Annotated in this window: 15 protein-coding genes and 1 pseudogene; 5 read left to right on the top strand and 11 right to left on the bottom strand. The window is 74.1% G+C overall.

Annotation, left to right across the window (positions count from 1 at the left end):
- Positions 1 to 16: 16 nt before the first annotated feature.
- From hutI to hutU, 4 genes are read right to left on the bottom strand one after another with little or no spacing between them, the layout of a single operon-like run.
- Positions 17 to 1,192, bottom strand: a complete 1,176-nt coding sequence (gene hutI / locus ACWGJO_RS31065; RefSeq protein ID WP_452188809.1) for an imidazolonepropionase — start codon at positions 1,190 to 1,192, stop codon at positions 17 to 19.
- Positions 1,193 to 1,223: 31 nt separating this feature from the next.
- Entirely contained in the window at positions 1,224 to 2,585 is a 1,362-nt protein-coding gene (locus ACWGJO_RS31060; RefSeq protein WP_452188807.1) for a formimidoylglutamate deiminase, read from the bottom strand.
- Positions 2,576 to 3,757, bottom strand: coding sequence for an allantoate amidohydrolase (locus tag ACWGJO_RS31055; RefSeq protein ID WP_452188827.1), 1,182 nt, complete (start codon positions 3,755 to 3,757; stop codon positions 2,576 to 2,578). Before ACWGJO_RS31055 ends, ACWGJO_RS31060 begins: the two co-directional genes overlap by 10 nt.
- Before the next feature lie 20 nt (positions 3,758 to 3,777).
- Positions 3,778 to 5,463, bottom strand: coding sequence for a urocanate hydratase (gene hutU / locus ACWGJO_RS31050; protein WP_452188805.1), 1,686 nt, complete (start codon positions 5,461 to 5,463; stop codon positions 3,778 to 3,780).
- Positions 5,464 to 5,634: 171 nt separating this feature from the next.
- Between hutU and ACWGJO_RS31045 the strand changes: the two genes are divergently transcribed.
- Positions 5,635 to 6,207 carry a Uma2 family endonuclease gene (locus ACWGJO_RS31045; RefSeq protein WP_452188803.1) on the top strand — a complete coding sequence of 191 codons (573 nt, stop codon included), beginning with the start codon at positions 5,635 to 5,637 and terminating at the stop codon, positions 6,205 to 6,207.
- A 1-nt stretch (position 6,208) separates the two neighbouring features.
- Here the strand turns inward: ACWGJO_RS31045 and ACWGJO_RS31040 are convergent, their stop codons facing one another.
- Positions 6,209 to 6,529 (bottom strand): hypothetical protein, encoded by a 321-nt coding sequence (locus tag ACWGJO_RS31040; protein WP_359906104.1) that lies wholly within the window; start codon positions 6,527 to 6,529, stop codon positions 6,209 to 6,211.
- 84 nt (positions 6,530 to 6,613) lie between these two features.
- Positions 6,614 to 7,483: a MurR/RpiR family transcriptional regulator gene (locus ACWGJO_RS31035; RefSeq protein WP_224278798.1), complete on the bottom strand. Its 870-nt coding sequence runs from the start codon at positions 7,481 to 7,483 to the stop codon at positions 6,614 to 6,616.
- A gap of 236 nt (positions 7,484 to 7,719) precedes the next feature.
- Between ACWGJO_RS31035 and ACWGJO_RS31030 the strand changes: the two genes are divergently transcribed.
- Positions 7,720 to 8,145, top strand: a complete 426-nt coding sequence (locus ACWGJO_RS31030; protein ID WP_387736327.1) for a hypothetical protein — start codon at positions 7,720 to 7,722, stop codon at positions 8,143 to 8,145.
- 46 nt (positions 8,146 to 8,191) lie between these two features.
- Here ACWGJO_RS31030 and hutH read toward each other — a convergent pair whose 3' ends face one another.
- Positions 8,192 to 9,769 carry a histidine ammonia-lyase gene (hutH, locus tag ACWGJO_RS31025; RefSeq protein WP_452188801.1) on the bottom strand — a complete coding sequence of 526 codons (1,578 nt, stop codon included), beginning with the start codon at positions 9,767 to 9,769 and terminating at the stop codon, positions 8,192 to 8,194.
- Positions 9,770 to 9,884: 115 nt separating this feature from the next.
- Positions 9,885 to 11,051: a macrolide family glycosyltransferase gene (locus ACWGJO_RS31020; RefSeq protein WP_452188825.1), complete on the bottom strand. Its 1,167-nt coding sequence runs from the start codon at positions 11,049 to 11,051 to the stop codon at positions 9,885 to 9,887.
- Positions 11,052 to 11,175: 124 nt separating this feature from the next.
- On the opposite strand from ACWGJO_RS31020, the gene ACWGJO_RS31015 reads away from it, so the two are divergent.
- Complete coding sequence (locus ACWGJO_RS31015; protein ID WP_452188799.1) at positions 11,176 to 11,796, top strand: TetR/AcrR family transcriptional regulator; 621 nt, start codon at positions 11,176 to 11,178, stop codon at positions 11,794 to 11,796.
- Between the two features lie 754 nt (positions 11,797 to 12,550).
- Here the strand turns inward: ACWGJO_RS31015 and ACWGJO_RS31010 are convergent.
- The 3 genes and pseudogenes from ACWGJO_RS31010 to ACWGJO_RS31000 form a co-directional block, all read right to left on the bottom strand.
- A pseudogene (locus ACWGJO_RS31010) lies at positions 12,551 to 13,693 on the bottom strand (diguanylate cyclase domain-containing protein); the annotation flags it as partial.
- Between the two features lie 459 nt (positions 13,694 to 14,152).
- The gene (locus ACWGJO_RS31005) at positions 14,153 to 15,277 is read right to left on the bottom strand and encodes an adenylate/guanylate cyclase domain-containing protein (protein WP_452188798.1); all 1,125 of its coding nucleotides are present in this window, start codon (positions 15,275 to 15,277) and stop codon (positions 14,153 to 14,155) included.
- 173 nt (positions 15,278 to 15,450) lie between these two features.
- Positions 15,451 to 16,344: a biotin--[acetyl-CoA-carboxylase] ligase gene (locus tag ACWGJO_RS31000; RefSeq protein ID WP_401045298.1), complete on the bottom strand. Its 894-nt coding sequence runs from the start codon at positions 16,342 to 16,344 to the stop codon at positions 15,451 to 15,453.
- 232 nt (positions 16,345 to 16,576) lie between these two features.
- Between ACWGJO_RS31000 and ACWGJO_RS30995 the strand changes: the two genes are divergently transcribed.
- Together ACWGJO_RS30995 and ACWGJO_RS30990 are read left to right on the top strand one after the other, a co-directional pair.
- The gene (locus tag ACWGJO_RS30995; protein WP_359906088.1) at positions 16,577 to 18,166 is read left to right on the top strand and encodes an acyl-CoA carboxylase subunit beta; all 1,590 of its coding nucleotides are present in this window, start codon (positions 16,577 to 16,579) and stop codon (positions 18,164 to 18,166) included.
- Between the two features lie 29 nt (positions 18,167 to 18,195).
- On the top strand, positions 18,196 to 18,417 hold the full coding sequence (locus ACWGJO_RS30990) for an acyl-CoA carboxylase epsilon subunit (RefSeq protein ID WP_401045301.1): 222 nt from the start codon (positions 18,196 to 18,198) through the stop codon (positions 18,415 to 18,417).
- Positions 18,418 to 18,457 lie beyond the last annotated feature (40 nt).

The following is an 18,457-nucleotide window of genomic DNA, read 5'->3' as shown; positions in this document are numbered from 1 at the left end:
TTCCACGGACGTGTCCTCAGAGCTCGCGCACACCCGCCCGCCAGACCGCCGCCGTCAGCGGCACCCCCGGCCGGTAGGCCAGGTGGACGTGCGAGGGCGCGTCCAGCAGCAGCAGGTCCGCCCGGGCCCCGGGCGCGACCACGCCGACGTCCGTACGCCGCAGCGCCCGGGCGCCGCCCGCCGTGGCCGCCCAGACCGCCTCGTCCGGGGTCATCCCCATCTCCCGCACCGCCACGGCGATACAGAACGCCATCGAACTGGTGAAGCTGGAGCCCGGGTTGCAGTCCGTGGACAGCGCCACCACCGCGCCCGCGTCCAGCAGCCGGCGCCCGCTCGGGTACTCGGCGCGGGTGGAGAACTCCGCCCCCGGCAGCAGGGTGGCCACCGTCGCCGAGCCGGCCAGCGCCGCCACGTCCTCGTCCGTCAGATGGGTGCAGTGGTCCGCCGAGGCGGCTCCCAGCTCCACCGCGAGCTGCACGCCCGGCCCGTAGGTGAGCTGGTTGGCGTGCACGCGCGGCGTGAGGCCCTTCTCGATCCCCGCCGTCAGAACAGCCCGCGCCTGGTCCCCGTCGAACGCGCCCTTCTCGCAGAACACGTCCACCCAACGGGCGTGCGGGGCGCAGGCGTCCAGCATCTCGCCGGTGACCAGGTCGACGTAGCCGGCCGGGTCCTCGGCGTACTCGGGGGCCACGATGTGCGCCCCCAGGTACGTCGTCTCCGGGGTGTACCCCGCGGCGATCCGCAGGGCGCGCGCCTCGTCCTCGACCGTCAGCCCGTAGCCGGACTTGCACTCGATGGTGGTGGTGCCCTGCCGCAGCGCCTCCCGGACGAACCCGGCCAGGTTGGCCTCCAGTTCGGCGTCGCTCGCCGCCCGGGTGGCCGCCACCGTCGTCCGGATGCCGCCCGCCGAGTACGCCTGCCCGGACATCCGGGCGTTGAACTCGGCGGTGCGGTCGCCCGCGAACACCAGGTGGGCGTGCGAGTCGACGAAGCCGGGCAGCAGGGCCCGGCCCCCGGCGTCGAAGCGCTCGTCCGCCGCCGGGGCCTGCGCGGCCGGGCCGACCCAGGCGACGGTGCCGCCGTCGACCACCACGGCCGCGTCGGTGAGCAGGCCGAGCGGCCCGGCGCCCTGCCCGGGGTCGTTGGTGACCAGGCTGCCGATGCCCGTGATCAGGGTGGTCGTGGTGCTCAAGGCAACGCCTTCCGAAGGGAGTTGAACGGGGTCAGTAGTCCAGTGCGCCGATCGCGGAGCGCAGCGCGCCCGGCACGTCGGCCACCAGCCGGTGCACGCCGTCCCGGACGACGTGCCGGCCGCCGACCACGACGTGCCGCACGTCCGCCGCCGAGGCCGCGAAGACCGCGATCTCGGCGCCGAGCCGGGGCGGCGGTCCTGCCGTGCGGACGGTGTCCAGCGCGATCACCGTGAAGTCGGCGAGCGCCCCGGCCTCGATCCGTCCGGCCTCCGGCCAGCCGAGCGAGGCGTGGCCGTCCTCGGTCCCGGCCCGCAGCAGCGCGTTCGCCGTCCAGTGGCCGCGGGTGCGGGTGCGCAGCCGCTCGTCCAGCTCCAGCGCGCGGGCCTCCTCGAACGGGTCGATCACCGCGTGGCTGTCGCTGCCCAGGGTGATCGGGGAGCCCGCCGAGGCCAGCCGGCGGGCCGGGCCGATGCCGTCCGCGAGGTCCCGCTCGGTGGTGGGGCACATGCAGACCGTGGTGGAGGAGTCGGTGAGCAGCCGGACGTCCTCGTCGGTCAGGTGGGTGGCGTGCACGGCCGAGGTGCGCGGGCCGAGCGCGCCGTGGTCGGCGAGCAGCCTCGTCGGGGTGACGCCGTGCGCGGCCAGGCAGGCGTCGTTCTCGGCGGTCTGCTCGGAGAGGTGGACGTGCAGCGGCGCCCCGCGCACCGACGCCCAGTGCGCGACGGTGCCCAGCTGCTCGGCCGGGACGGCCCGCACCGAGTGGACGGCGGCGCCGATCCGGGCGTGCTCGCGCGGCTTGAGCGCGTCCGCCCGGACCGCCCAGGCCTCCGCGTCGCCGTCGCTGAACCGCAGCTGCGGCCTGGTCGGCTCGGCGCCGAAGCCGGAGGAGAGGTAGCAGGTGTCCAGCAGGGTGATCCGGATGCCGGCCCGGGCGGCGGCCTCGATCAGCGCTTCGCCCATCGCGTTCGGGTCGGTGTAGCGGGCGCCGCCGGGCGCGTGGTGCAGGTAGTGGAACTCGCCGACGGCCGTGATGCCGGCCAGCGCCATCTCGGCGTAGACGGCGGTCGCGAGCTCCAGGTAGCGGTCCGGGTCCAGCGCGCCGGCGAACCGGTACATGGTGTCGCGCCAGGTCCAGAAGGTGCCGGAGCCGACCTGGACGTGCCCGCGCAGCGCCCGGTGGAAGGCGTGCGAGTGGGCGTTCGCCTGACCGGGCAGCAGCAGCCCGTCGAGCCGGACGGCGTCGGGCGGGCAGGGGCCGCTGTCCGGGGTGACGGCGGCGATCGTGCCGCCGGGGCCGGTGGCGATCAGCACGTCCGGCTCGACCACCGGCCCGTTGTCGTGCGGCAGCCAGGCGTACTGCGCCCAGTAGCGCACGTGCTCGTTCACTGGCACGCCAGGTCCTCCAGTACGTCGGCGAGGGCGGCGACCCCGGCCAGGCAGTCGGCCTGCTCGGCATGCTCGGCCGGGGAGTGCGAGACGCCGGTGGGGTTGCGCACGAACAGCATGGCGGTCGGGATCGCGGAGGACAGGATGCCGGCGTCGTGTCCCGCGCCGGTGGGCAGCACCGGGGCGTCCAGCAGCTTGGCGAGCCGGTCGCGCAGCGGCCCGTCGAAGTCCACCACCGGGGTGTAGGACTCGCGGGTCAGCTCGACCCGGACGCCGTCGCGCTCGCCGCGCTCGGCGGCGGCCCGCTCGATCTCGGCGACCAGCTCGGTCAGGGTGCGCTCGTCGGCGGCCCGGGAGTCCAGCCAGCCGCGCACCAGCGAGGCGATCGCGTTGGTGCCGTTGGGCTCCACCGCGACCTTCCCGAAGGTGGCCAGCGCACCCGCCAGCTTGGCCTTCTTGCGGGCGGCGAGCACGGTGTTGGCGTAGGTCAGCATCGGGTCGCGGCGGTCCTCGATCCGGGTGGTGCCGGCGTGGTTGGCCTCGCCGTGGAAGTCGAACCGCCAGCGGCCGTGCGGCCAGATCGCGCCCGCCACGCCGACCGGCTGCCCCTCGGCGAGGCAGCGGCCCTGCTCGACGTGGAGCTCGACGAAGGCGCCGATCCGGGCCAGCCGGTCGTCGTCCGCGCCGATCGCGGTCGGGTCGTAGCCGGCCTTCTCCATCGCGTCGGGCAGCCGCAGGCCGTCGGCGTCGCGCAGCTCGTACGCGGCCTCGCGGGACAGCACCCCGGCGGTCAGCCGGGAGCCGATGCAGGCCACCCCGAACCGGGCGCCCTCCTCGTCGCCGAAGTTGACGATCGCCAGGGGCTTGGTGAACTCCGTTCCCCGGGCGCGCAGTTCGTCCAGGGCGGCGAAGGAGGAGACCACCCCGAGCGGGCCGTCGAAGGCCCCGCCGTCCGGAACGGAGTCCAGGTGCGAGCCGGTGACGACCGCCCCCTGCCCGTTCGGGTCGCCCAGCCAGGCCCACTGGTTGCCGTTGCGGTCCAGCTCGTACGTCAGGCCGCGGCTGCGGGCCTGCTGCTCGAACCAGGCGCGGCACTCGGCGTCGGCGGAGTTCCAGGCGAAGCGGCGGTAGCCGCCGGAGGTGGCGGAGCGGCCCACGGGGAGCAGCTCCGCCCACATCTCTTCGAACGAGGGTGCTGTCACAGCTCACCCATCGGGCTGTGCTGGTTCATGGGGATCCGGACCCCGCGCTCGGCGGCGACCTCGTCGGCGCGGTCGTAGCCGGCGTCGACGTGCCGGATGACGCCCATGCCCGGGTCGTTGGTGAGCACCCGGCGGATCTTCTCGCCGGCCAGCGGCGTGCCGTCGGCCACGGTGACCTGGCCGGCGTGGATGGAGCGGCCGATGCCGACGCCGCCGCCGTGGTGGATGGAGACCCAGGAGGCGCCGGAGGCCACGTTGACCATGGCGTTGAGCAGCGGCCAGTCGGCGATCGCGTCCGAGCCGTCCAGCATCGCCTCGGTCTCCCGGTACGGGGAGGCGACCGAGCCGCAGTCCAGGTGGTCGCGGCCGATGACGATCGGCGCGGACAGCTCGCCGGAGGCGACCATGTCGTTGAAGCGCTCGCCGGCCTTGTCGCGCTCGCCGTAACCGAGCCAGCAGATGCGCGCGGGCAGGCCCTGGAAGTGCACCTTCTCCTGGGCCATCTTGATCCAGCGGTGCAGCGACTCGTTCTCCGGGAAGAGGTCGAGCACGGCCTTGTCGGTCTTGGCGATGTCCTGCGGGTCGCCGGACAGGGCCGCCCAGCGGAACGGGCCCCTGCCCTCGCAGAACAGCGGGCGGATGTACGCGGGGACGAAGCCGGGGAAGGCGAAGGCGCGGTCGTAGCCGGCCAGCTGGGCCTCGCCGCGGATCGAGTTGCCGTAGTCGAAGACCTCGGCGCCGCGGTCCAGGAAGCCGACCATGGCCTCGACGTGCTTGGCCATCGACTCGCGCGAGCGGGTGGTGAACTCCGCGGGCTTCTCGGCCGCGTAGGTGGCCATGTCGTCGAAGGCGACGCCGATCGGCAGGTAGCTCAGCGGGTCGTGGGCGCTGGTCTGGTCGGTGACGATGTCGATCGGCGCGTCCATCGCGAGCAGCTGCGGGAAGAGCTCGGCGGCGTTGCCCAGCAGGCCGATGGAGAGCGGCTGCTTCTTGTCGCGGGCCGCGGTGGCCAGCTCCAGCGCGTGCGCGAGGTTCTTGGCCTCGACGTCCAGGTAGCGGTGCTCGATCCGGCGGGAGATCCGGGACGGGTCGCAGTCGATGCAGATCGCCACGCCGCCGTTCATGGTGACGGCCAGCGGCTGGGCGCCGCCCATCCCGCCGAGGCCGGCGGTGAGGGTGATGGTGCCCTCCAGCGAACCGTTGTACCGCTTGTTGGCGACGGCGGCGAAGGTCTCGTAGGTGCCCTGGAGGATGCCCTGGGTGCCGATGTAGATCCACGAGCCGGCGGTCATCTGCCCGTACATGGTGAGCCCGAGGCTCTCCAGCCGGCGGAACTCCTCCCAGTTGGCCCAGTCGCCGACCAGGTTGGAGTTGGCGATGAGCACGCGCGGCGCCCACTCGTGGGTCTGCATCACGCCGACCGGCCGCCCGGACTGGACCAGCATGGTCTCGTCCTGCTTCAGGCCCTCCAGCGTCCTCACCATGGCGTCGAAGGAGCGCCAGTCCCGCGCGGCCTTGCCCGTGCCGCCGTAGACCACCAGCTTGGACGGGTGCTCGGCCACCTCCGGGTCGAGGTTGTTCATCAGCATCCGCAGGGCCGCCTCCTGCTGCCACCCCTGCGCCGTCAGCCCCGTCCCACGCGCCGCGCGCACCTCACGCGGCCCGCTCGCCTGCTGCACCATAGTTCGGCCTCCCTGCGGATGGATTCATTCAAGCTATGTTCGATTGAATATAACTAAACAGTCGGCTTTCGACCAGACCCCGAAAGCATCCGATCAACGCCCGAACCGGAACGCCTGCCACCAGTAGCCTGCGGCCGGAAGCACCAGCCGATCGGCCCAGCGGAGGACGCCATGGCAGCTGTTCCGGCACGCTCCGGCAGGCTGCGCCGCACCGCCGAAGGGATCGAGCGGCGTACCGGGCTGCGGGTCGAGATCATCGGCGGCACGCTGCTGATGTCGCCTCCCCGCCGAGGGAAACACGCCGGCACAGTGCACCACCTGCGCGAAGGCCTCGGACCGCAGCTGCCCGCGAACCTCGGCGCCTACGAGTCGTCATCGGTCGCCCTACCGGACGACGAGGACGACTACGCCAACCCCGACCTGATCGTGCTGCCCGTCGACTGGGAGAACGAGGACGACTGGCGAGCCGATCCCCGCCATGCCGCTCTCGCCGTTCAGGTCGTTCCCGGCCCCTCGCTCATCACCCACATCGCCGCCAGGACCAGCTGGTACGCGATCGCCGGCGTTCCGGTCCTCCTCACGGTCGACCCCCGCAAGGGCACCTGGACACTCCACACCCGGCCCCGCGACGGCGAGTACCAGGGCGTCCTGCGCGGCACGTACGGCGAGGCCGTCCCGCTGCCCGCGCCGCTGCCCGCGGAGCTGGACACCTCCGGCCTTCCGCTGTACGCGCCGCGCGGCTGAGTCAGGCCGCCGCACCGCCGTCCCAGTCGATGCCGATCTCGGCGAGCCAGCGGCGGTCGTCGGCGTCCGGGGCGGGCGGGGACGGCGGGCGGGGGATGTTCTGGACGGGGCCGAGGCCGTACTTCTCGGCGGCCGCGACGGCGCGGGCGTCGGGTTCGATGACCCCGACGTGGACGGCCGACTCGTCGCCCGGGTCGAGGACGGTCAGTTCGGGTTCGGGCAGGCGCCGCAGGGTGACGCGGCGTCCGCAGGCGGGGCAGGACCATTCGTCGGCGCCCGAGGAGAGGCGGGCGACGAACTTCATCTCGTGGATCACGTGCATGGGTGGCACCCCCTGCAGGAGGGGATGCCCGGGTTTGTGACGGCTACTCCCCCGCCGCCGTTCCGGGCCGTGCTTGTTCCACGCTCATTCCAGGAAGAGGCCGCGCGCCGCCGCCGACTGCTCGATCGCCTCCAACCGGGCTTCCGCTCCCGGCAGTTCGTCGCACATGGATTGCAGCAGCACCCGGCCGAGCATCATCGGGGCGCACGCGGTGTCGAAGACCAGCCCGGTGCCGACGGCGGCCGGCAGCATCAGGTCGGACAGCTTGGCGACCGGCGCGAAGGCGCTGTCGGCCACGGTGAGCACCGTCAGCCCGCACTCGCGGGCCACCGTCAGCGCGTCCATCAGCTCCCGCGGGTAGCGCGGCAGCGCGAAGCAGAGCAGTGCGCTGGCCCCGGCCGCCCGGGCCTGTTCCAGCCGGTCCGCGAGCATGCTGCCGCCCTCGTCCAGCAGCCGGATGTCCGGGTGCACCTTGGCCGCGAAGTAGGCGAAGCCGCGCGCCTGCGCCGAGGCGGCCCGCAGGCCGAGCACCGGCAGCGGGCGGGAGGCGGCGAGCAGCCGGGCGGCCCGGGTGATCGGCTCCGGGTCGGCGAGGAGTTCGGCGAGGTGGCGCAGGTGGGCGATCTCGGCGAGCACGGCCTGCTGGTGCTCGTTGCGCACCGCGTCGTCCGGGGTCTCCGGTGCGGCCTGTTCGCCGCCGCCGAGTTCGCGCAGCTGCTTGCGCAGCGCCGGGTAGCCGTCGTACCCGAGCGCGACCGCGAAGCGGGTGACGGAGGGCTGGCTGACGCCCGCGAGTTCGGCGACCTCGACGCTGGACAGGAACGGCGCCTCGGTGGCGTGCCGCACCAGCGAGTGGGCGATCCGGCGCTGGGTCGGCGTCAGCCGGTGCCCCTCGAACAGCTGGAGCAGCCGGGCGGAGGGGCCGACGCTGCCGGTCTCGTCGGTGGCGGTCATCAGCGGTACCTCCGGGTGCGAGGGGGTCGGACGACGACTGTGCAGGAGCGGACCGCACCTGGCAAAGACGTCTCGTACGGCGGAACGTCCGGTGGGACGCCCCGCGGGTCGGACCGGTCGGGCGGGCCGGCGGTCGGGCGGGCCGGGTCGGGGTAACCCTGATTTGTCCCTGAGCCCGCCCGGATTCCTCCTGCGAACGGATGGACCGGGGGCTCCGGCGCCCCCACCCTGGATCCATGGACACTCGTCAGGACGAACTGCGGCGCGACCTCGACGCCACCCTCCAGGCCCGCAAGGAGCTCGGCAAGGAGTACGAGGACGCACTCGTCGACTCCTTCATGAAGCGGCTCGACGCCCGGCTGGACGCCCGGGTCGAGCGGTCGGTGGCCCAGCGGTTGGACGACTACGAGCCGCGGTCCCCCCACCGGGGGCAGTCCCGCCGTTCGGGCTGGGGCAAGCGCTCCAACACCGGGCTCGCGGTGACCTCGCTGGTCCTCGGCATCCCGCTGACGGCGATCGCGGGCAGCCCGGAGAGCGGCGGCTTCGCCGGTCTGGTGGTCTGCTGGGCGGGCATCGTCGGGGTCAACCTGGCGGCCGCCCTGGGCGAGCTGCGCAACCGCCGGGACCGCGCGGAGCGCTCGCCGCGGAGCGACTGGGACTGAGCCCCCGTCACTCCGCGGCGACGCCACGACCCTAACCGGCCGGGCCTCAGGCCAGCGGGCCGGTGACCCGCTCGACCGCCCGCACCAGCTCGCCGGAGGCGACCAGCTCGGCGGCGGCCTCCAGGTCGGGCGAGAGGAAGCGGTCGCGGCCGGCGCCGCCGACGCCCGCCTCCCGGGCGGCGGCCATGGCGGCCGCGGTGGCCGGGGCGACGCGGCCCGACGCGTCGGCCTGCTGACGGATCTCCAGCGCCCGGGCGGCCGCGGTGAGTTCGACGGCGAGGATCCGGCCGAGGTTGGCCACGGCCTGGCGCAGCTTGCGCGCGGCCGACCAGCCCATCGACACGTGATCCTCCTGCATCGCGGAGGAGGGGATCGAGTCGACCGAGGCCGGGACGGCGAGCCGCTTGTTCTCGCTGACCAGCGCCGCCTGGGTGTACTGGGCGATCATCAGGCCGGAGTCCACGCCCGGGTCGTCGGCCAGGAAGGCCGGCAGGCCGTGCGAGCGGGCCTTGTCGAGCAGCCGGTCGGTGCGGCGCTCGGAGATCGAGCCGAGGTCGGCGGCGGCGATGGCGAGGAAGTCCAGCACGTAGGCGACCGGGGCGCCGTGGAAGTTGCCGTTGGACTCCACCCGGCCGTCCGGCAGCACCACCGGGTTGTCGACCGAGGCGGCCAGTTCGCGCGAGGCGACCAGCCGGGCGTGCTCCAGGGTGTCCCGGCCGGCACCGGCGACCTGCGGGGCGCAGCGGATCGAGTAGGCGTCCTGGACCCGCGGCGCGTCGTCCTGGTGGTGGCCGGTGAGGCCGGAGTCCTTGAGGACGGCGAGCATGTTGGCGGCGCTCAGCGCCTGGCCCGGGTGCGGACGGATCGGGGCGTGCAGCTCGGGGGCGAGCACCTTCTCGGTGCCGAGCAGCGCCTCCAGGCTCATCGCGGCGGTGATGTCGGCGGTGGTGAACAGCCGCTGGAGGTCGGCGATGGCCATCACCAGCATGCCGAGCATGCCGTCGGTGCCGTTGATGAGGGCGAGGCCCTCCTTCTCCAGCAGCTCGACGGGCTCGATCCCGGCGGCGGCGAGCAGTTCGGCGGCGGGCTTCTCCACGCCGTCCGGGCCGGTGGCGGTGCCCTCGCCCATCAGGACCAGTGCGCAGTGCGACAGCGGCGCGAGGTCGCCGGAGCAGCCGAGCGAGCCGAACTCCCGCACCACCGGGGTGATGCCCGCGTTGAGCAGGGCGGCCATGGTCCGGGCGACCAGCGGCCGGACGCCGGTACGGCCGGAGGCCAGCGTCTTCATCCGCAGGAACACCAGCGCGCGGACCACCTCGCGCTCGACCGCCGGTCCCATGCCGGCGGCGTGCGAGCGCACCAGCGACCGCTGCAGCTGGGCGCGCAGCTCGGGGCTGATGTGGCGGACGGCGAGCGCGCCGAAGCCGGTCGACACGCCGTAGACGGGGCGCGGCTCGGCCGCGAGGGCGTCGATCCGCGCGCGGGCGGTCGCCATCTCGGCCAGCGCGTCGGGGCCGATCTCGACCCGGGCGTTGCCCCGGGCGACGGCGAGGACGTCCTGCGCGCTGACGTCGGCCTTGCCGACCAGGACCAGCGGAGCGTCGGGGGCCACAGCACTGTGCATATCCATATACACCATCACATCAGGTGAATGAAGATATGACAACAGGTGCTCGCCATCCGGATTCTCCGCCCTCCGGGCCGGCGCCGCACACCGCGGCCCCCGGGCCGCCTCCGCGTCACGTCACGAGCTCGGCCTCGATCAGGTCCACCGCCCGGGCGGTGCCGCCCTCGGCCCGCCCGGCGGCGGACAGCTCGCGCAGCCGCTCGGCCACCGCCGGATCGCCGACCAGCTCCAGCAGGGCGGCGCGCAGCGCCTCCGCAGTGGCCTGCTCGGTGTCCAGCCGGCGGGCGACGCCGAGCCCCACCAGGGCGTCCGCGTTGGCGAACTGGTCGGTGGCCTGCGGCACCGCGATCATCGGCACGGCGTGGAACAGTCCCTCACTGGAGCCGCCCATGCCCGCGTGGGTGACGAAGGCGTCCGCCTGGGAGAGCACCGACAGCTGCGGCACCCACCGGTGCACCTCGACGGTGTCCGGCACCTCGCCGAGCTCGGCCGGGTCGGTGCGGCTGCCGATCTGGAGCACCGTGTGCCAGCCCGGCAGCTCGCCGAAGGCCCGGACGCAGGCCCGGTAGAAGGCGGGCTGGTGGGTGAAGGCCGAGCCCAGCGAGACCAGCAGCACCTTCTCGGCGCCGGCCGGCCGCTCCCACCGCCCCTGGTGGGCGCGGTCGCCGAAGCAGGGCCCGACGAAGCTGATCCGCCGCTCGTCGACCCGGTCGGCGTTGGGCTGCAGGGCGCGCGGGACCAGTGCGATCGCCCGCTCCGGGCGGTTCTTGAAGGCGTCCACGTCGCGCTCCGCCGCACCGGCCTCGGCCAGCCAGTCGGCGAACCGGCGGTAGTGCTCGGCACCGCCCGGACCGGTGCGGATCGCCTCGAACATCTCCGCGAGGTCCTGCTCGAAGCCCTCCCAGCCGACGAAGGTGGGCGACAGCTGCACGACCGGCACCCCCAGCCGCTCGCCGAGCACCCGGGCCGCGAAGCCCGCGATGTCGCAGAGCACCAGGTCGGGCCGGTCGTCGGCGAAGGCCTCCAGGAGGACGGGCCACATGGAGAGCGCATCGTCCAGGAACAGCTCCTGGATCGCCACCGGATCCTCCATCCAGCCGTCCGGGTCGTCGGCGAGCGGCAGCTTCGTCGGGTACGGGACGAAGGCGGCGCCGGTGGACTCGACGGTTTCCCGGAAGGACGGGTCGTTGACGTAGCTGACCCGGTGGCCGCGGGCGACCAGCTCGGTGATCACGGCGAGGCTGGGGTTGACGTGGCCATGGGCCGGAATGGAGACCATCAGGATGTGTGCGGGGCGGTTCACGGGCACCTCCGGGGGCAGCGGTGAAGACGAGACGGACCGTCTCGCTGTTGCTTGAGAAGACAATACGGTTCGTCTCGCTGTTGTGCATAGAATTTTTCCCATGACTTCCAGAACCGCCCCCGACCCCGCCCGCCGCAGCGAGCGCGCCCGCGCCGCCGTCCTCACCGCGGCCACCGAACTCGTCGCCGAGGTCGGCTACGGCAAGCTGACCATCGAAGCGATCGCCGCCCGCGCCGGCGTCGGCAAGCAGACCATCTACCGGTGGTGGCCCTCGAAGGGGGCGGTGGTCTTCGACGCCTTCCTCGCCGCGAGCGAGCACGAGGGCAGCCTCGCCCTCCCCGACACCGGCGACCTCGCCGCCGACCTCCGCGCCGTCCTGCGCCCCACCAGCGACGAGCTCGCCGACCCGGGCGCCGACCGCACCTTCCGCGCGCTCCTCGCCGAGATCCTCAACGACCCCGCGCTGCACGCCGAGTACCGCACCCGCCTGCTGGACCCGCTGCTGGAGGCCACCCGCGACCGCCTGCGCCGTGCCCGCGAGGCCGGCCGGATCGCCCCCGACGCCGACCTCGACCTGGCCGTCGAACTCTTCTACGGCCCGCTCAACTACCGCTGGCAGTTCAGGCTCGGCCCGCTCACCCACGAGCACGCCGACCTCCTGGTCGACGCCACCCTCCGGGCGCTCGCCCCGCCCGCCGCCGACGGCGGCCGCGGCGCCTGAACCGGCACACGGCCACCACCGCCACCGGCACGCGGAGCAGCGACACGAGGGCGGGCCGGGTGAACGGCGCGCCGGACCCACCGCCGGACCCACCGCGGGAGCCGTACCGACGGCGAGGCGCCCGGGACGCCGTCGCCGGGTCCGCCGACGGGCCCCGACCGGGGCCGACTCCTCAGACCGCCGGCGGCGAGGCCGGGCCCGCCAGGGCGACCGAGACCAGGGCCCGCATGGCGCAGGCGGCCTGGCCCAGCGGCAGGGTGGCATCGTCGGCGAAGAGCTCCACCAGCCAGCCGCCGGCCGGGTTCTGGCCGCCCGCCGCGACCATGCCCCGGTAGCCGGAGACGACGAGCATCGCCTCCTCCGCCGGGTCGTTGCCGGCCGCGCCCGACCGCAGGGCGAAGGCGCCGCCGCGCACGGCGCGGCGGGTCATCGGGTAGTGCCGGAGGTCGAAGACCGCGTCGGGGGCCTCGATCCGGGCCCGCTGGGTCTCGGCGCGGGCGTTGGCGGGGCCGCTGGTCATCCGGTAGACGGCGTGCTGGGCGGTGCGCATGAACTGGGAGCCGGGCGGAACGTACGAGACCCACCAGCCGACGGCGTCCAGCAACCGGGCGGCGGCCTCGGCGACCACGACCAGCTTGCCGAGCGTGTCCGCCGGGTGGACGGCCCGGGCCGCGGCGGCCCGGTCGAGGGAGGCGAGCACGGCGGTGAGCAGCTGCCCCGGATCGGCACTGTGGGCGGCGCCGCGGAACCGCCGCCGGTCGCCCGCCCCGGCCCGGCCGTTCGGCCCGCGCCGCCCGTCCGCCCGGTGGTGCGGGTCGGCGGCGTCGGCGAGCAGCACGGTGGGGTCGGGCGAGAATCCGGGGCCGTGGCTGCGCCCGGCGACCACCGGGTGGGCGGCCCGGGCCGCCTTGGCCCGGTACTGGGCGGCGTCGGCGAGCCGGAACAGCCGGTCGGGGGTGGTGACGGGCCCGATCGAGTCCCCGGTGGAGGCGACGCCGCAGGCCACGCCCTCGCCCTCGGAGAGCGCGAGCGCCCGGGCGCACAGCTCCTCGGCGACGGCGACCACCTCGTCGGCCTTCTGCCCCTCCACCAGCAGGCAGAACTCGTCGCCGCCGAGCCGGGCGGCGAGGCTGCCGGGTAGCTTGGCGGCGGCCAGCGAGAGCTGGTGGGCGAACCGCTCCAGCAGCCGGTCGCCCATCTCGTGGCCGAGCTGGTCGTTGACCCGTTTCAGTCCGTTGACGTCGCAGACCACCAGGGAGACCACGGTGTGGTCCCGGTTGTGCGCCCCCAGCGCGCTCTCCAGCCGGGCGTCGACGGCCCGCCGGTTGGCCAGGCCGGTGAGCGGGTCGGAGAAGGCGAGTTTGCGCAGGTCGGCGAGGCGCTCGGTCTGCGCCAGCCCGGCCGAGACCTGGGCGGCGAGCAGTGTCGCGTAGTCGGCGTCGCCCTCGGTGAACCCGGGCATCCCGGCCGACCGGGCGAGGTAGAGCTCGCCCCAGGCCTGGCCGTGCAGCACGATCGGCGCGACCACGCAGCAGGCCCGCCCGCGCCGGCGCAGCGCCGCGGCGCGCTCCTGGCAGTACGCGCCGGCGGTCGGGTGGGTGTGCCCGGCGTGCGGCTCGCTGTTCTCGGCGCTCTGCAGCCAGGCGCGCGGCAGCCGCCCGGTGGTCCAGCGTTCCTCCAGGTACGTGACGATCTCGGGGAAGTCGGCGACCGGGTACGACTCGTCCTCGGGCAGTTCCTCCTCGCCCGGGGCGAGTTCGCCGTGGTTGACCAGGACCCGCAGCCGGCCGGACTCCCGGTCCCAGACCGAGACGGCGGCCATGGTGGCGCCGAGCGCCTCGGTGGCCCGGGTGGCGGCGGCCCGGACGGCCTCCAGCGGGGTGAGCGCGGCGGCCATGTCCTGGGCGAGCTCGACCACGGACTGCAGCCTCAGGTCGGGCAGCGGGTCGGGGTTCCGCGGACGGCCGCAGTCGCAGTCGCGGTCCGTCATGATCGCCTCGCTGCTCACCGGCTCGCCTCGCTCCCTGTGCTCGGTCCTGCCAGACCCCCGCCGACCGGCCGCACCCGACCGGCCGCTTGCACCAAGACTATGGCGGTTTCATTCAGTTATGCCCCGTTTGCCCGGACGGACCCGCAGCCGACCGTACGGGTTTCAACCGTTCGGCACCCGGGAAGCCGTACCCGCCGCGGGAGAGCCGCACCCATCGCAGGAAAGCGCGCCCACGGACCTCGGCACCGCGGGCAGCCTCCTCCGCACCGCGGACGGCTTCTCCGCTCCCACGCCTTCCCCGCGGACGGAGCGCTATTCGCCTTCCCCGCGGACGGCCCGCTGTTCGCCCTCTCCGCGGGCGGAGCGCTACTCGGCCTTCAGCCGCCGGGTGAGCAGCCACGGCTCGACCAGTCCGAGCCCCCGCACCGGCCGCCGCCACATCGGCTGCAGGTGGAACCGGGCCCCGGCCTCCGGGCCCGGCATCGGCAGCCCGGAGGCGGGCATCCCGGCCGCGGCCGACAGCGCCTCGGCCAGGCCCGGCCCCTCCGAGTCGGCCGGGGCGACGCTGCCGTTCTGCTCCAGCGCGGCCGCGAACTCGCCGTCGATCAGCACCGCGTCCTTGGGGGCGATCGAGGTCAGCCGGCTGGCCAGGTTGACGGTGGTGCCGAAGACGTCGCCCATCCGCGAGGTGACCGTGCCGAAGGCCATGCCGACCCGCAGCGGCGGGATGGTGTCGTTCCCGGCCAGCGCCTCGATCAGGCTCAGCGCGATCTCGGCGGCGGTCGCCGGGTCCTCGGAGACGTAGAGGATCTCGTCGCCGAGCGTCTTGATCACCCGGCCGCCCTGGCCGGCGATCAGGTCCGAACAGGTGTTCTCGAAGGTCTCGACCAGCTCGCCGAGCTCCTCCTCCTCCAGCCGCCGGGACAGCCGGGTGAAGCCGACCAGGTCGGCGAAGCCGACGGCGAGCCGTCCGCTGGTGATCTCGTTGTCCTCGGCGGCCTGCACCACCCGGCCGGTGACGGCCGCCAGCTGGCGCCGCCAGACGTACACCAGGAACTGCTCCAGCTCCGGCAGCAGCAGCTCGACCAGCGGGTACGCGACGTCGGCCCGGGTCAGCCCGGGCTCGACGGACTGGGTGAGGTTCTCCAGGAAGGTGTCCATCTGCCAGCCGGCCAGCCGGGCCGTGGTCTGACCGGTGGAACGGGCCACCTGGATCGCCATCGACTCGCTGAGCAGCCCGGACTCCACCAGGCCGGCCAGGCGCCGCAGCGCGATCACGTCGCCGTCGGTGAGCGCGCGGGACTGACCGATGTCGGGGAAGCCCATGGCGCGCCAGAACCGGGTGGCCAGCTCCATCGGGACGTCGGCGGCGCGCGCGGCCTGGTACGGGGTGTAGCGGCGCGGCGCGTCCAGGATCAGGCGTTCCAGTTCGAGCGCGACCGTGGGGTCGTTGCTGCCCGCCGTCGCGCCGCTGCTGCCGTCCTCTGCCACCGGTCCGTCCCCGTGCGATCGCCGCACTCGCCTCGTGTCCTACCTGTCCGGGCGCGCCGTCCGCCACCCGGGCGGACAGTGGCGCGCCTCACACCGCTGCCAGGTGGAATGTTCGCACGGAATCGTCGGATCCGGGGCATCAGCCCGGGTCAAGGGGTGGTGAAGACTGCCGTTCAGCGGGCCTCGGGGCGCACGTGGACGACGTCCCCGGCACCGACCGCCCGGCGTACGCCGTCGGGCGTGCGGACCACCAGCCGCCCGTCGCCGTCCACCGCCACCGCCTCGCCGACCAGCTCGCGGTCGCCCGGCAGGTGCACCTTCACCCGGCGGCCGAGCGTGGTGCAGCGGTCCGCGTAGGCGCGCAGCAGGTCGCTGGCGTGCGGGTCGCCCGCGGCGGCCGTCCACTCCCGGTACAGCTCGGCCAGCTCGCGCAGCAGGGCGCGCAGCAGGGTGCCCCGGTCGGTGGTGGAGGCGCCGGCCAGCGCGAGCGAGGCGGCGGCGGGGACGGGCAGTTCCTCCGTGCGCAGCGAGACGTTGAGGCCCATGCCGACCACCACCGCGCCGCCCGACAGCTCGGTGAGGATGCCGCCGAGCTTGCGCTCCGCGCCGTCGATCTCCGTCTGGAGGTCGTTGGGCCACTTCAGGCCGACCTCGACCCCGGCGACCCGGCCGAGCGTGCTGGCCGCGGCCACCCCGGCCAGGATCGGCAGCCAGCCGTACCGCTCGACCGGCACCCCCTCGGGGCGCAGCAGCACGGACAGGAACAGCCCGGAGCGGGGCGGGGCGGTCCACTGCCGGCCCAGCCGGCCGCGGGCGGCGCTCTGCGCCTCGGCCACCAGCACCGCGCCCTGGGCGGCGCCCGCCGCGGCCCGGGCGGCGAGGTCGCTGTTGGTGGAGCCGGTCTCGGCGACGACGTCCAGCGAGGTCCACAGGCCGCCCGGGACGAGCAGATCGTGGCGCAGCGCCTCCTCGTCCAGCGGCGGACGGTCCAGGTCGGTCCAGGGCGACGGTCCGGCGTGGCCGAAGCCGCGCAGTCCGCTGCGGCGGGGGGTCTCGGGTGCGGTCATGGGAAAACCCTAGGACCGATCCGGGACGCAGGCCGCCCCATCGTCCCGCAGAACACCCGTCAACAGAACTGTGTCGATGGTCATGACGCCAGGACGTGCCGCATCGCCCTCCGCGCTGGCTACGCTACCCAGCGGTAGTTCGTAGCGCCGCCCTGCCCTCATGCGCGGGGCCACCACCCGGCCCCGCGCGCACTCGAACAGGTCGCGGCCATGGATCAGGGAGAGCCACCGGATGACCGAGGCGTCGTACGACCCCCACACCACCGCCGGCAAGCTCGCCGACCTGCGGCGAAGGCTGGACGAGGCGGTGCACTCCGGCTCCGCGAAGGCCGTGGAGAAGCAGCACGCCAAGGGCAAGCTGACCGCCCGCGAGCGGGTCGCGGAACTGTTGGACGAGGACTCCTTCGTGGAGTTCGACGAGTTCGCCCGCCACCGCTCGACCAACTTCGGCCAGGAGAAGAACCGGCCGTACGGCGACGGCGTGGTGACCGGCTACGGCACCGTGGACGGCCGCCAGGTCGCCGTGTTCGCCCAGGACTTCACCGTCTTCGGCGGCTCGCTCGGCGAGGTGTTCGGCGAGAAGATCGTCAAGGTGATGGACTTCGCGCTGAAGACCGGCTGCCCGGTCATCGGCATCAACGACTCCGGCGGCGCCCGGATCCAGGAGGGCGTGGTCTCGCTCGGCCTGTACGGCGAGATCTTCCGGCGCAACGTGCACGCCTCCGGCGTCGTCCCGCAGATCTCGCTGATCATGGGCCCCTGCGCGGGCGGCGCGGTGTACTCCCCCGCGATCACCGACTTCGTGGTGATGGCCGACCGGACCTCGCACATGTTCATCACCGGCCCGGACGTGATCAAGACCGTCACCGGCGAGGATGTCGCGATGGAGGAACTGGGCGGCGCGCGCACCCACAACGCCAAGTCGGGCAACGCGCACTACCTGGCCGCCGACGAGAAGGAGGCGATCGAGTACGTCAAGAGCCTGCTCTCGTACCTGCCGTCGAACAACCTGAGCGACCCGCCGTCCTACCCCGAGCAGGCCGACCTCACGGTCACCGAGGAGGACCTCGAACTCGACACCATCGTGCCGGACTCGGCGAACCAGCCGTACGACATGCGCACGGTGATCGAGCACATCGTCGACGACGGCGAGTTCCTGGAGACCCAGCCGCTGTACGCGGGCAACATCATCACCGGCTTCGGCCGGGTCGAGGGCCAGTCCGTCGGCATCGTCGGCAGCCAGCCGATGGACCTGGCCGGCTGCCTGGACATCAACGCCAGCGAGAAGGCCGCCCGCTTCATCCGCACCTGCGACTCGTTCAACGTCCCGGTGCTGACCTTCGTCGACGTACCCGGCTTCCTGCCCGGCACCGAGCAGGAGTGGGACGGCATCATCCGGCGCGGCGCCAAGCTGATCTACGCCTACGCCGAGGCCACCGTCCCGCTGATCACCGTGATCACCCGCAAGGCCTTCGGCGGCGCGTACGACGTCATGGGCTCCAAGCACCTGGGCGCCGACCTCAACCTGGCCTGGCCGACCGCGCAGATCGCCGTGATGGGCGCGCAGGGCGCGGTCAACATCCTGCACCGCCGGGAGATCGCCGAGGCCGAGGCGGCCGGCACCGTCGAGGAGAAGCGGGCCGAGCTGATCGCCTCGTACGAGGACACCCTGCTGAACCCGTACCTGGCGGCCGAGCGCGGCTACGTGGACGCGGTGATCGCGCCGAGCGAGACCCGCCGGCACATCGTCCGCGGTCTGCGGGCGCTGCGCGGCAAGCGCGAGGTGCTGCCGCCGAAGAAGCACGGCAACATCCCCCTGTAGGCCCCGTCCCTGTCGGGAGAGAAGCAGCCATGTCCCCGATCCACGTACTGCACGGGCAGCCGACCCCCGAGGAGCTGGCCACCGTCCTGGCGGTGGTCCAGGCCCGGGCCGCCGCCGCGCAGGCCGCCGCCGAGGCGGCGCGTCTGGCCGGTGCCGGCCCGGCGTCCCCCTGGAACGACCGCGCCCGCCTGCACCGCCCCGCCGTCCGCCCCGCCGTGAACGCCTGGCGGACCTCGGGCTGGGCGCACTGACACCCGCCGCGCGGAGCGGGAGGCCGGCCCCGCCGGCCTC

The organism is Kitasatospora sp. NPDC054795 (genome assembly GCF_053611565.1).
The sequence above is the reverse complement of the archived record's forward strand: the minus strand, read 5'-3'. Positions and strand labels throughout refer to the sequence as shown.

Excerpts from the sequence above, each read along its gene's own strand:
- ACWGJO_RS31035 (WP_224278798.1), bottom strand. The coding sequence starts at position 7,483 with ATGACCGCCACCGACGAGACCGGCAGCGTCGGCCCCTCCGCCCGGCTG.
- hutH (WP_452188801.1), bottom strand. The coding sequence starts at position 9,769 with ATGCACAGTGCTGTGGCCCCCGACGCTCCGCTGGTCCTGGTCGGCAAG.
- ACWGJO_RS31030 (WP_387736327.1), top strand. The coding sequence starts at position 7,720 with ATGGACACTCGTCAGGACGAACTGCGGCGCGACCTCGACGCCACCCTC.
- ACWGJO_RS31000 (WP_401045298.1), bottom strand. The coding sequence starts at position 16,344 with ATGACCGCACCCGAGACCCCCCGCCGCAGCGGACTGCGCGGCTTCGGC.
- ACWGJO_RS30995 (WP_359906088.1), top strand. The coding sequence starts at position 16,577 with ATGACCGAGGCGTCGTACGACCCCCACACCACCGCCGGCAAGCTCGCC.
- ACWGJO_RS31020 (WP_452188825.1), bottom strand. The coding sequence starts at position 11,051 with ATGGTCTCCATTCCGGCCCATGGCCACGTCAACCCCAGCCTCGCCGTG.
- ACWGJO_RS31055 (WP_452188827.1), bottom strand. The coding sequence starts at position 3,757 with ATGTGGGCGGAGCTGCTCCCCGTGGGCCGCTCCGCCACCTCCGGCGGC.
- hutU (WP_452188805.1), bottom strand. The coding sequence starts at position 5,463 with ATGGTGCAGCAGGCGAGCGGGCCGCGTGAGGTGCGCGCGGCGCGTGGG.
- ACWGJO_RS31015 (WP_452188799.1), top strand. The coding sequence starts at position 11,176 with ATGACTTCCAGAACCGCCCCCGACCCCGCCCGCCGCAGCGAGCGCGCC.
- ACWGJO_RS30990 (WP_401045301.1), top strand. The coding sequence starts at position 18,196 with ATGTCCCCGATCCACGTACTGCACGGGCAGCCGACCCCCGAGGAGCTG.
- ACWGJO_RS31040 (WP_359906104.1), bottom strand. The coding sequence starts at position 6,529 with ATGCACGTGATCCACGAGATGAAGTTCGTCGCCCGCCTCTCCTCGGGC.
- ACWGJO_RS31045 (WP_452188803.1), top strand. The coding sequence starts at position 5,635 with ATGGCAGCTGTTCCGGCACGCTCCGGCAGGCTGCGCCGCACCGCCGAA.